Annotated in this window: 11 protein-coding genes; 7 read left to right on the top strand and 4 right to left on the bottom strand. The window is 71.6% G+C overall.

What is annotated here, in order from left to right; genetic code table 11:
- Positions 1-7: 7 nt before the first annotated feature.
- Positions 8-1615 (top strand): hypothetical protein, encoded by a 1608-nt coding sequence (locus STRTU_RS14450; protein ID WP_159743909.1) that lies wholly within the window; start codon positions 8-10, stop codon positions 1613-1615.
- 54 nt (positions 1616-1669) lie between these two features.
- On the opposite strand, the gene STRTU_RS14445 is transcribed toward STRTU_RS14450, so the two are convergent.
- Positions 1670-2677: an aldo/keto reductase gene (locus tag STRTU_RS14445; RefSeq protein WP_159743908.1), complete on the bottom strand. Its 1008-nt coding sequence runs from the start codon at positions 2675-2677 to the stop codon at positions 1670-1672.
- A 188-nt stretch (positions 2678-2865) separates the two neighbouring features.
- Here STRTU_RS14445 and STRTU_RS14440 point away from each other — a divergent pair, with 188 nt between their 5' ends.
- A complete protein-coding gene (locus tag STRTU_RS14440) occupies positions 2866-3735 on the top strand; it encodes a helix-turn-helix transcriptional regulator (protein ID WP_159743907.1) in 870 nt (289 codons plus the stop codon).
- Positions 3736-3786: 51 nt separating this feature from the next.
- Here STRTU_RS14440 and STRTU_RS14435 read toward each other — a convergent pair whose 3' ends face one another.
- Positions 3787-4620 carry a class I SAM-dependent methyltransferase gene (locus tag STRTU_RS14435; RefSeq protein ID WP_159743906.1) on the bottom strand — a complete coding sequence of 278 codons (834 nt, stop codon included), beginning with the start codon at positions 4618-4620 and terminating at the stop codon, positions 3787-3789.
- A gap of 203 nt (positions 4621-4823) precedes the next feature.
- Between STRTU_RS14435 and mshA the strand changes: the two genes are divergently transcribed.
- Together mshA and STRTU_RS14425 are read left to right on the top strand one after the other, a co-directional pair.
- Positions 4824-6194, top strand: a complete 1371-nt coding sequence (gene mshA, locus STRTU_RS14430; RefSeq protein ID WP_174878867.1) for a D-inositol-3-phosphate glycosyltransferase — start codon at positions 4824-4826, stop codon at positions 6192-6194.
- Positions 6187-6750: a type III secretion system chaperone family protein gene (locus STRTU_RS14425; RefSeq protein ID WP_246240508.1), complete on the top strand. Its 564-nt coding sequence runs from the start codon at positions 6187-6189 to the stop codon at positions 6748-6750. The genes mshA and STRTU_RS14425 overlap by 8 nt, the downstream gene beginning before the upstream one ends.
- An 88-nt stretch (positions 6751-6838) precedes the next feature.
- On the opposite strand, the gene STRTU_RS14420 is transcribed toward STRTU_RS14425, so the two are convergent.
- Positions 6839-8170 carry an MDR family MFS transporter gene (locus STRTU_RS14420; protein ID WP_159743905.1) on the bottom strand — a complete coding sequence of 444 codons (1332 nt, stop codon included), beginning with the start codon at positions 8168-8170 and terminating at the stop codon, positions 6839-6841.
- A gap of 148 nt (positions 8171-8318) precedes the next feature.
- On the opposite strand from STRTU_RS14420, the gene STRTU_RS14415 reads away from it, so the two are divergent.
- Together STRTU_RS14415 and STRTU_RS14410 are read left to right on the top strand one after the other, a co-directional pair.
- Positions 8319-9080, top strand: coding sequence for a phosphoglyceromutase (locus STRTU_RS14415; protein ID WP_159743904.1), 762 nt, complete (start codon positions 8319-8321; stop codon positions 9078-9080).
- A gap of 182 nt (positions 9081-9262) precedes the next feature.
- Positions 9263-9511 carry an SCO4226 family nickel-binding protein gene (locus STRTU_RS14410; protein ID WP_159746938.1) on the top strand — a complete coding sequence of 83 codons (249 nt, stop codon included), beginning with the start codon at positions 9263-9265 and terminating at the stop codon, positions 9509-9511.
- A 367-nt stretch (positions 9512-9878) separates the two neighbouring features.
- On the opposite strand, the gene phoU is transcribed toward STRTU_RS14410, so the two are convergent.
- Positions 9879-10556: a phosphate signaling complex protein PhoU gene (gene phoU / locus STRTU_RS14405; RefSeq protein WP_086721182.1), complete on the bottom strand. Its 678-nt coding sequence runs from the start codon at positions 10554-10556 to the stop codon at positions 9879-9881.
- 535 nt (positions 10557-11091) lie between these two features.
- Here phoU and phoR point away from each other — a divergent pair.
- Complete coding sequence (gene phoR, locus STRTU_RS14400; protein WP_159743902.1) at positions 11092-12360, top strand: two-component system sensor histidine kinase PhoR; 1269 nt, start codon at positions 11092-11094, stop codon at positions 12358-12360.

The following is a 12360-nucleotide window of genomic DNA, read 5'->3' as shown; positions in this document are numbered from 1 at the left end:
GCACCCCATGACCGTGGTTTCCCCGACCCGCAGCACCGAGACCGCCGCCAACGAACCCCTGCTGGCGTACACCGTCAGCACCAGCCCGGACCCGTTGAAGGCCTCGCCGGAGAATCCTCAGGCGCCCGAGGAGAAGGGGGAGCTCCAGATCGTCGGGTCACGGCACAGCGGTACCCCGGCGGACGTGCAATGGATCAGGGTCAAGGTCCCGGCCGGGCCGATGTCGCCGGACCTCGCCACGGACCTGGCCAAGATCACCCCGCGGATCAGCCTGTCCGGCTGGTCGGTACGGCTGGATTCCGCCGCGAAGGAATTCGTCTTCTCCCCGTCCGCCGGCCATGCGCCGATCGGCGCGGACACCGGATTCACCATCCAGCTCTCCGAGATCCCGGTCAACCGGAAGGTCGGCACCTCACCGATCACCATCACCGAGAGTTCCCGCACCGGTTCGAGCGCCTTCCAGCCCCGGTCCACCACATTCAACGTGGGTAAATTCCCCGCGGACTTCTACCTCCGCAACCTCATCTGCACGCCCCTCGTCATCGACAACGGCGGCGAGGTGACGCTGACATGGGAGCGCTCCGCCAACGCCACCTATGAATTGCTCTACGGCGACACCAATCTGGATGTCACCAAGGACACCAGTAAGAAGATCACCAACGTGAAGTCGGACACCACGTTCTATCTGCGGGGTACCACCGGCGACGCCTCGAACCCCGTGGTGCGGATCCTTGCCGCCCAGGTATCCGTCAAAAAGCCGGACCTGGAAATCGGCAACCTCATCGTGCACGGCACCACCCGGCTCAACGGCGCCGCCACCACGAGGGACCTCACGGTCAACACCGCGAACACCCTGCATGTCCGGACCATTGAAGGCAGCGGTGCTTACGGGTCGCTCGCGATCGGGGGACGGCTGACGCTCTCCACCGAGGGACGCGAGGTCAATGTCGCGAGCAAATTCACCGTGGCCGGCACCACCCAGCTCAACGGCGCCACAACCACCAAGAACCTCACCGTCGATCCCGGGGCCGACGGGTACCTGTGGCTCAAGACGGGCCGCCTGGACACGGCCCCGGGAACCAACCTCAACGCCTACGGCACCGTCGGCATCATCAAGAACGGCGTGCAGGCGCTCCATTCCGGCTACATCAGCAGCGGCTTCCGGGAGACCACGTACCGGGCGAATGGCGACGGGTTCCTCACCCTCGTGCTGCAGTGTCTGGTGTACTCGCCCTACAACGGGTGGCAAGCGCTCAATTCGTACTTCACCGCGTATGCGACCACTGCCGGCGTGACACGCGGGATCTCCGTACCGCAGGTGCAGGTCCAAGGTTCGCGACCGGCGAGCAGCCAGATGTCCGTCCCCGTCGCAAAGGGCGGCACGGTAAAGGTGAGCCTCGACAGCGCCCCGATTTCGGGCGGCGGGGGGAACGGCTATTTCTCCGTGTACTGGACCCCGCTCGGCGGCGGCCCCAACCTGACCCAGGCCACGGCGGCCGAGATCGCCGAGCAGGAAGAGCAGGACGAGAAGAACGGGTCGGACCGCGCAGAGGTCCCGGAGACCTTTACGTTGGACGCCCCGGTGGCCCCCGAAACGGAGCCGTCGGCGAGGTGAGCGAGATCCCGGCGGCCGGGCCGGCCGCCGGGACCGGCCCGGCTCCCGCCGCCCTCACCGCCTCCGCAACGACGCATCCGCGATCGCCGGCGGTGTGTAGTAGCTGTCCTCCCGGTTGAGGTCGGTGCCCGGCGGGACGATGGCGTCGATACGGTCCAGGATGTCCGCGCCGAGGGTGAGCTGTGACCCTGCCAGCATGCTGTCCAGCTGGTCGAGCGTGCGCGGGCCGATGATCACGGACGTCACGGCGGGGTGGCTCCGTACGAACGCGGTCGCCAGATGCGGCAGCGGCAGCCCCGCCTCCGCCGCGACCTGGGAGAGGGCGCGGACCGCCTCGGCCTTCCGGGCGTTCCCGGGGAGCGAGAGATCGAACTTCCGGCTCTCCATACCGGCCCGTGAACTGGCCGACAGATCACGGCCGGACAGCCAGCCGGCGCTGAGCGGGCCCCAGGTCAGCACGCCCATGCCATAGCGCTGGGCGGTCGGCAGCACCGCGTTCTCCACCCCGCGCGCCAGCATCGAGTACGGCGGCTGCTCGGTGCGGAAGCGCAGATGACCGCGGCGCTCGGCGGTCCACTGTGCCTCGACGATCTGCTCGGCGGGGAAGGTGGAGGAGCCGATCGCCCGCACCTTTCCGGACCGTACGAGGTCGGAGAGCGCGGACAGCGTCTCGTCGATATCGGTCGCCGGGTCCGGGCGGTGCATCTGGTAGAGGTCGATGTGGTCGGTGCCCAGACGGCGCAGACTGTCCTCCACCGCCCGTACGAGCCAACGCCGGGAACTGCCGCGGTGGTTGGCGTCCGGGCCCATGGTGCTGACGGCCTTCGTGGCCAGTACGACATCCTCCCGGCGGCCCTTGAGCGCCTTGCCGACGATCTCCTCGGACTCGCCGTCGGCATACACATCCGCGGTGTCCACGAGGTTGATCCCGGCGTCCAGCGCACGGTGCACGATCCGTACGCAGTCGTCGTGGTCGGTGTTGCCCCAGCCGCCGAGCATCATCGCGCCGAGCGCGTACTCGCTGACCGAGATGCCGGTTCCGCCGAGGATCCTGCGCTGCATGCGGTGCTCCTTCTTGCCAGTTCTCAGGGTCGTCCCGAACGGTGTCTCCGGGGCGTGCCGGAGCGGCCTCCGGGGCGCCCCGAGACGTCCGCGCACCACCCTGCTGTCCGTACGGGGGCCGGACCAGGCCCGCCGCAACCTGGGCCGGTGGGAACCACCCAACCGGGCCTGCGTCGCATACTGGACCGATGCTGTACGCGGAAATCGAGATCAGCTCGTTCCTCAAGGCGCGCCGCGCCGCGCTCGACCCGGCCGACCTCGGCCTGCCCGGCGGGGTGAACCGGCGCCGGGTGCGCGGACTGCGCCGCGAGGAGGTCGCCCAGCTCGCCGGCATCAGCGTCGACTACTACACCCGGATCGAGCAGGGCCGGGCGCCCGCCATCTCCGACTCCGTCCTGGACGCCATCGCGCGGGCGCTGCGGCTGTCCGGCGGCGAGGTGACCTACCTGCGCAATATCGCCGTCCCCCGGCGCCCCGGGGCGGACTGGTGCGCCGGCGGTTCCGCGGCCGGACGGACCGTACGCCCCGAGACCCAGCAGGTCCTGGACGCGATGGCGGACACCGTCCCGGCCCTCGTGGTCGGCCGCGGGCTGGACATCCTGGCCTGGAACACGCTGGGCGGCCGGATCGCCTTCGACCTGGAGGGGCTCGCCCCGGACCGGCGCAACACCGCGCTGCTGGTCTTCCTCGACCCGGCGGCGCGTGACCTGCACCCGGACTGGGAGGCGAAGGCCGAGGAGGTGGTCGGCAATCTGCGCGCCGACAGCGGCCGGCACCCGGACGATCCGCGGATCTGCGAGGTGGTCAATGAGCTGCTCGCCCACAGCCCGGAGTTCCGGCGGATCTGGGAGACACAGTCGGTGCACGAGTGCCTGTGCGGCACCAAGCGCATCCGGCATCCGCAGGTGGGCGAGCTGCTCGTCACCTTCGAAAGCTTCCGGCTGGGCAATGACCCGGACCAGGCGCTGGTGACGTACACGGCACCGCGCGGCTCCGAGACGGAGCGGCGCATCCGGGAGCTGGGGAGAACCCTGGCGGAGCCGGCGCTGACCGCGTAGGGCGCGGCCGCGACGTCCGCGGCCGCCCCGGTTGCGGCACCCCGGCCGCGCTCACCCCCTGGGCGCCAGCGCCTCCCACCGCACCGTGACCTCGCCCTGGCGGCGCCGCCGCGGGTCGCCGGCCAGCGGCCAGTCCGTGGCCAGCGCCGCCACGGCCGCCCGCCAGCGCTGACGGGCGCCCAGCGCGCCCAGTGGCGCCGCGGTGGCCCAGGCGCGGTCGAAGTCCCGGAGGAAGGCATGGACCGGTTCGCCCGGCACATTGCGGTGAATCAACGCCTTCGGAAGGCGTTCGGCCAGGTCAGAGGGTGTTTGCAGGGCGCTGAGGCGGGCCGCGAAGGTGACCGTGCGCGGCCCCTCGGGACCCAGCGCCACCCAGACGTGCCGCCGCCCGATCTCATCGCAGGTGCCCTCCACCAGCAGCCCGCCGGGTGCCAGCCGTGCGCACAGCCGCTTCCATACGGCGGCCACCTCGTCCTCGTCGTACTGGCGCAGCACATTCGCGGCCCGGATGAGGACCGGCTGCCGGGTCCGCTGCCCCGGCAGCGGCACCTCGAAGCCGCCGTGGACGAAGTCCAGCCCCGGCCGCTCGTGGACCCGCGCCGCGGCGACCCGCACCGGGTCGATCTCGACGCCGACGACCCGGGCGTCCGGCCGGACCGTACGCAGCCGGCCCAGCAGCTCCACCGCGGTCCAGGGCGCGGCCCCGTAGCCGAGGTCGACCGCGACGGGGTCGGCGGCGCGGCGCAGCACGGCGCCGTGCTCCGCGGCGATCCAGCGGTCCATACGGCGCAGCCGGTTGGGGTTGGTGGTCCCTCGGGTGGCGTTTCCGACGGGTCGGGCGGGGGCGATCACCGGGGCGGCGGGGACGGTGGGGCGGCGGACCATGGCATCGAGAGTATGGGGTGGCCACGGGTGCGCCGCCCGTCGGCCCGGCGCCCGGCTCCGCCCGTCGGCCCGGCGCCCGGCACCCCCTCGGTCACGCTTTGGCAAAGTACGCCCAGCGCGGGCCGAACGGAAATGGATGGCCGCGGTCTGTTGTTGGACGGGTTCGGGGCGCGCCGCCCGCCCCGCCTAGGAGGTAGCCCGACGTGAGCCCACAAGTGTCCCGGCTCCGCAGTCGTCCCCATGGCCAGTTCCCGGGCCAGGCCCGGCTGCGGATGCCCGGCAGCCCCCGCCGCCCCCGGCGGGTGGCGATGCTCAGCGTCCACACCTCCCCGCTGCACCAGCCCGGCACCGGCGACGCCGGCGGCATGAACGTCTACATCGTCGAGCTGGCCAGGAAGCTCGCCTCGATCAACATCGAGGTGGAGATCTTCACCCGCGCCACCACCGGCACCCTCCCGCCCGCCGTCGAGCTGGCCCCCGGCGTCCTCGTACGGCATGTGGACGCCGGTCCGTACGAGGGCCTGGCGAAGGAGGAGCTGCCCGCCCAGCTGTGCGCCTTCACCCACGGCGTGATGCAGGCCTGGGCCGGCCACCGCCCCGGCTACTACGACCTGGTGCACTCCCATTACTGGCTCTCCGGCCATGTCGGCTGGCTGGCCGGAGAGCGCTGGGGCGTCCCGCTGGTGCACGCCATGCACACCATGGCCAAGGTCAAGAACGCCGCGCTGGCCGCCGGTGACACCCCCGAGCCGCCCGCCCGGGTGATCGGCGAGACCCAGATCGTCCGGGCCGCGGACCGCCTGATAGCCAACACCGCCGAGGAGGCGGCCGAGCTCGCCCGGCATTACGAGGCCGACCCCGGCAAGGTCGCCGTGGTGCACCCCGGCGTCAACCTCGACCGCTTCCGGCCCACCGGCGGCGAGGTCGCCGAGAGCCGGGCCGCCGCCCGCGCCCGCCTCGGCCTGCCGCAGGACGCGGTCATTCCGCTCTTCGCCGGCCGTATACAGCCGCTGAAGGCCCCCGACATCCTGCTGCGCGCGGTCGCCGCCCTGGTGGACGGGGACCCCTCGCTGCGCTCCCGTCTGGTGGTGCCCGTGGTCGGCGGGCCCAGCGGCAGCGGTCTGGCCAAGCCCGAGGGCCTGCAGAAGCTGGCCGCCAGGCTCGGTATCGCGGATCTGGTGCAGTTCCGCCCGCCGGTCGGCCAGGAACAGCTCGCCGACTGGTACCGCGCGGCATCCGTGCTGGTCATGCCCTCGTACAGCGAATCCTTCGGACTGGTCGCCATCGAGGCCCAGGCCAGCGGCACCCCGGTCGTCGCGGCCGCGGTCGGCGGCCTGCCGGTGGCGGTGCGCGACGGCGTCAGCGGATTCCTCGTCACCGGCCACGACCCGGCCGACTACGCCCGCGCGCTCGCCCGCTTCGTCGCGGACCCGGCCCTGCCCGCCCGGATGGGCACGGACGCCGCCCGGCACGCCCAGTCCTTCGGCTGGGACACCGCCGCCGCCGCGACCGGCGACGTCTACACCGCCGCCATGCAGGAGCACCGCCGTCACCTACGATCGCTCCATGGGTGACACGGGCGAGGAGCACGGTGTGAACGGGACGGGCGAGGGGACGGCCGGGACCGCCGTGGCCTCCGGTACGGCCGCGCGGACCGTGGTGGAGCAGACGCTGACCGACGCCGGCCTGGAGTGGGAGTCCCCCTCCGAGGGCACCTACGTCATCACGCTCCCCGGCACCCGCAAGCTCTCCACGACCTGCTCGCTCGTCGTCGGCCGGCACTCCCTCTCCATCAACGCCTTCGTCGTCCGCCGCCCCGACGAGAACCACGAGGCCGTGCACCGCTGGCTCCTCGAACGCAACACCCGCCTCTACGGCGTCGGTTACGCGATCGACAAGCTCGGCGACATCTACCTCGTGGGCAAGCTCCCGCTGACCGCCGTCACCCCCGACACCCTCGACCGCATCCTCGGCACGGTCCTGGAGAACGCCGACGGCAGCTTCAACACCCTGCTGGAGATGGGCTTCGCCACGGCGATCCGCAAGGAGTACGCCTGGCGGGTCTCCCGCGGCGAGTCCACCCGCAACCTGGACGCCTTCGCGCATCTGACCCAGCGGCCGTCCGCGTAGCCGTACGGGCCCCGGGCGGGGGAGCGAACTCCGCCACCTCGGGCGGGGGAGCGAACTCCGCCACCCCGCCCACGCGTTGAGTTCCCTCTTACGGCACCGGCTCGCCCGCTGTCTTGGCCGGGGCCACGGCCGGTTCACCGGTGGGCTGCCCCGCCGCCGCCACCGCCCCCGTGCCCGACTCCTCCGGCAGGTTCTGGAGCAGGAGCCCATAGCCCACCGCGGCCAGCGTGCCGACGGCCGCGCAGCCGGCCCACAGGGCATCGGCACCGTACTGGTCGATCACCACACCGCCAAGCAGAGGAGCCACCAGGGCCGCGACGGACCAGGACAGGGAGTACATGCCCTGGTAGCGGCCGCGGCCGTGCAGCGGGGACAGCCGCACCACCAGGCCCATCTGGGTAGGGGAGTTGATGATCTCGCCAAGGGTCCAGACGGTGACGGCGACGGCGTACATGGCGACCGAACCGGCCAGCGCGGTCAGCCCGAAGCCGTAGCCCGCGAGCAGCGACGAGCCGATGAGCAGCAGGGCCGGGCTGCGGTGTTCGATGAACCGCGTCACGGGGATCTGCAGCAGCACGATGAGCACGCCGTTGACCGCGATGACCAGGCCGAAGTCGGCGCTGGAGAAGCCGTCCTGACCCATCGACACGGGCATCGAGACATAAGCCTGCTGGAAGAGCAGCGCGAGCAGCAGGTTGAGGCCGACGACCGTCATGAACCGGCCGTCGCGCAGGACGGTCCGCATGGAGACGGGGGCGGGCGCCGGGCCGGTGGCGTCCGGGCCGTCCGGAGTACTCGCGGCGGGGCGGGACTCCGGGAGTTTCCAGAAGACGACCAGTGCACAGGCCAGTACGAGCGTGGATTCGCCCAGGAAGAGGGCCAAGTAGCCGTGTTCGGCGATGAGCCCGGCGGCGGTGGAGGAGATGGCGAAGCCGAGGTTGATCGCCCAGTAGTTCAGCGAGAAGGCGCGGACGCGGTCCTCCGGGGCGACGATGTCCGCCATCATCGCCTGGACGGCCGGGCGGGACGCGTTGCTCGCCAGCCCGACGAGGCCCGCGACCACCGCGATGGCGACCGGGTCCGTCATGAAGCCGAGCAGCGCGACGGACGCCGCCGTCGACAGCTGCGCGATCAGCATGGTGGGCCGGCGGCCGAGCCGGTCGGTCATCACTCCGGCGCCCACGGAAGCGATCACTCCGCCCAGACCGTGCAGCGCCGCCACCAGTCCGGCGTACGAGGCCGAGTAGCCGCGCTCGACTGTCAGGTAGAGCGCGAGGAAGGTGGCGACGAAGGCGCCCAGCCGGTTGATCAAGGTGCTGGTCCACAGCCACCAGAACTGACCGGGGAGGCCGGAGACGCTCTCCACGACGGCCCGTCGGAGACCGGACCGCCTGGTGGGGCCGGTTAAAGATGCGGACATGACACTTCCCCCGTAGACGACGTCCGCACGCTACTGACGCGTCGGCGCGGCCTGCCACTCAATTGACGGAAAGCGTCAAACGCCATCGGGGATCCCAGCTCCTGGACCCGCGCAGGGCCGGTTCCGCAGGTGGATTACGCTCGACGCCATGGCCGACGCACCGTACAAGCTGATCCTCCTTCGCCACGGCGAGAGCGAATGGAACGCGAAGAACCTGTTCACCGGCTGGGTGGACGTCAATCTCAACGAGAAGGGTGAGAAGGAGGCAGTCCGCGGCGGAGAGCTGCTCAAGGACGCCGGCCTGCTCCCCGACGTCGTGCACACCTCCCTCCAGAAGCGCGCCATCCGCACCGCGCAGCTGGCCCTGGAGTCCGCCGACCGGCACTGGATCCCGGTCCACCGCAGCTGGCGGCTGAACGAGCGCCACTACGGCGCGCTGCAGGGCAAGGACAAGGCGCAGACGCTGGCCGAGTTCGGCGAGGAGCAGTTCATGCTCTGGCGCCGCTCGTACGACACCCCGCCGCCCGCCCTGGCGGACGGCGCCGAGTTCTCCCAGTCGGACGACCCGCGCTATGCGTCGATCCCGCCGGAGCTGCGCCCGAAGACCGAGTGCCTCAAGGACGTCGTCGTCCGCATGCTGCCGTACTGGTACGACGGCATCGTCCCGGACCTCCTCGCCGGCCGCACGGTCCTGGTCGCCGCCCACGGCAACAGCCTGCGCGCCCTGGTCAAGCACCTCGACGGCATCTCCGACGAGAAGATCGCCGGCCTGAACATCCCCACCGGCATCCCGCTCGCCTACGAGCTCGACGCCGACTTCCGCCCGGTCACCCCCGGCGGCACCTACCTCGACCCGGAGGCCGCCAAGGCCGCCATCGAGGCCGTCAAGAACCAGGGCAAGAAGAAGTAACCAGCACCACGATCAAGCCCCCGGCCTGCGGTTTTCCCCCGCCGGCCGGGGGCTTGCCGGCGTTTTGGGCCGGTGCGCGGGCCGGGGGCCGGCGCCGCCCCGGCGCCCCTGGATGCGGCCCGGCCAGGCGGAGGCAGCATGGAAGAGGGGGTGCTGTCGTCTGCTACCTGGAGATGAGCCAGATGCCCAAGTTCATGGACATCCATCACGATATGCAGGGCCTCACGGCCGACCAGCTCAACGCGGCACACCAGGCCGACCTCGCCATTCAGAGCGAGGAAGGCGTGACCTTCGAGCATGCCTGGGCCGACACCGAGTCCGGGGATGTGTTCTGTCTGTCGGATGCGCCGTCGGCGGGCGCGGTGCAGCGCATCCATGAGCGCGCCGGCCACAGGGCGGACGAGATCCATCCGCTGACGCTCAGCGTGTGACCCGGACCGTACAGCGGCGGCCCCGACCGGAAGACCGGTCGGGGCCGCCGTCGCGCTGTGCCGTCGAGATGCGCTAGCAGCCGCCGCCGCACTGGCACGGTCCGCCCGACTGGCAGCCGCAGCTGCAGCCGGAGCCGCAGCCACAGGCGCCGAGCAGAGGGAGCCGCGGGCGTTCGACAGCCGTCGGGGCGTCGGATGCCGCGGGGTTGAGGGAGTCCGCCATGGGTGCCATGCATTGCCTCCTAGGGGTCACCTGCCGCCCATTGCACGCCCGGGTGACGAGGCGCATCAACGGCGCGCGGAAGCACACGTCAACGGCGCACGGTGGCCCACGGAGCGGACTCGCGCCCTCCGCCCGCCGGTGCCGTTACGCCCCCTCCACCGCCGTCGGCGGGGCGATCTCGTCGGCGTGCTCGCCGGTCACCAGGTAGACGACCCGCTTGGCGACGGACACCGCGTGGTCGGCGAAGCGCTCGTAGTAGCGGCCCAGCAGGGTCACATCCACGGCCGTCTCGATGCCGTGCTTCCAGCGGTCGTCCATCAGGTGCTGGAAGAGCGTGCGGTGCAGCATGTCCATCGCGTCGTCGTCCTGCTCCAGCTGCAGCGCGAGATCGACGTCCTTGGTGATGATGACCTCGGCGGCCTTGGCCATCAGGCGCTGCGCCAGCTGCCCCATCTCCAGGATGGTGGCGTGCAGATCCTGCGGAACGGCCGTCTGCGGGAAGCGCAGCCGGGCCAGCTTGGCCACATGCTGGGCCAGGTCGCCGGAGCGCTCCAGGTCGGCGCTCATCCGCAGCGAGGTGACGACGATCCGCAGATCGGTGGCGACCGGCTGCTGCCGCGCCAGTAGGGCGATCGCACGGGCCTCCAGGTCGCGCTGGAGGTCGTCGACCTTCTCGTCGGCGGCGATGACGTTCTCGGCCAGCTTGAGGTCCGCGTCGAGAATCGCCGTGGTGGCGCGCCCGATCGCGGAGCCGACGAGCCGGGCCATCTCGACCAGGCCCTCGCCGATCGAATCCAGCTCCTCGTGGTACGCGTCCCGCATCAGTGACCTTCTCTCGCTTCGATGTGGTGATGTGGCGTGGGTGAGAGGTGGAACGGGGTGCAGGGTGACCTGTGCCCACGCTCTCACGGCCGGTGCCCGCGCGGCCCGTCCCCCGGGAAGTGCTCCACGGAGCAGGTACCCCGCGGTGCCGTGCTCCGGAGGGCCCTCGCCCGCGGTTCGCTCAGGGTGTCCGGGCGCGCGTCGGTGCGGGACCGGTCCGGCACCCGCACCCTCACCCTGCGGGCGCCGCGCGACCTCCGGTGCCACCGGAGGTGAACCGGCACCGTCGTGAAGGTGAACTCTGGGCGACGCCCTCACTGCCCGGGGGCCGGCCGGGCGGTTCACCTGGCGGTGCGCCGGAGCGGCAGACCGGTCGGCCGGTTTTCCTAGGGACATACGGCGCGGGGGCACACGTACCGCACCGGCCTCCGGAGTGAACCCGAGCGGACGCCACGGTGAACTCTGGGCGACGGGTGTTCGAGCAGGGCTCCGGACGGCTGGGGAAGTGTCCGACCCGGCGCATAACCTTGGAGTCATGAACGTGGATGCGGCCGTCGCCGCAGTGGCAGCGATCGCCGGATTGTGCACCGGCGTCTTCGCCATGCTGGCGTTCCGCTGGAGCGAGCGCGACCAGGCCAAACCCACCCGCAGCTCACTGCACACGGACGCCGTGCTGCCCCCCGGGGTCGACACGGTGCTCTCCGTGCTCCGCTCCTCCGCCGTGGTGCTCGACGAGGCCGACGCCGTCGTCAAGGCCAGCTCCGCCGCGTACGCCCTCGGGCTGGTCCGCGGCGGCAAGCTCGCCGTCGAACCGATGATGCAGATGGCCCGCGACACCCGCAGGGACGGCGAGATACGCCAGGTCGAGCTGGATCTCCCGCGCCGCGGCACCGGCCGCGGCGAGGCCCTCGCGGTCTCCGCCAGAGTCGCCCCGCTCGGCTCCCGCCTCGTCCTCCTGCTGGTCGAGGACCTCACCGAAGCCCGCCGTATCGAGGCGGTCCGCCGCGACTTCGTGGCCAACGTCAGCCATGAGCTCAAGACGCCGGTCGGCGCGCTGTCGCTGCTCTCCGAGGCCGTGATGGACGCCAGCGACGACCCCGAGGCCGTCGAGCGCTTCGCCGGCCGGATGCAGATCGAGGCCACCCGTCTGACCAGCCTCGTCCAGGAGCTGATCGACCTCTCCCGGGTGCAGAACGACGACCCGCTGGAGGACGCCGAGCCGGTCCGGGTCGACGAGCTGGTCGCCGAGGCGATGGACCGCTGCCGCCAGCCGGCCGGTGCGAAGCAGATCACCATGGCCGCCGGCGGCACCGCCGACCTGCATGTCTGGGGAAACCGCGGCCAGCTCGCCGCGGCCCTGGGCAACCTCGTCGAGAACGCCGTCAACTACTCCCCGTCGCGTACCCGCGTCGGGATCGCGGGCCGCCGTGTCTCCGCGCCCGGCGGCGACCTGATCGAGATCGCGGTGACCGACCAGGGCATCGGGATATCCGAAAGGGACCGGGACCGCGTCTTCGAGCGGTTCTACCGTGTCGACCCGGCGCGCTCGCGCGCCACCGGCGGGACCGGCCTCGGCCTCGCCATCGTCAAGCACGTGGCCGCCTCGCACGGCGGGGAGGTCACGGTGTGGAGCGCCGAGGGACAAGGTTCCACCTTCACCCTGCGTCTCCCGGAAGCCGGGGCCGTACGCGACCGCGAACGGCCCACCGACCTCTCCGCGGAGGGCCTCGACGACGAGGACCGCCCGTACGAGACCTTCAACGATCCGCTCCCTGCTCACCCAGCCCCGGAGGTCCTTCCGTGA

Origin of the sequence: Streptomyces tubercidicus (genome assembly GCF_027497495.1) — a bacterium.
Taxonomy (GTDB): domain Bacteria; phylum Actinomycetota; class Actinomycetes; order Streptomycetales; family Streptomycetaceae; genus Streptomyces; species Streptomyces tubercidicus.
This window is presented reverse-complemented; position numbering and strand designations above follow the sequence as displayed.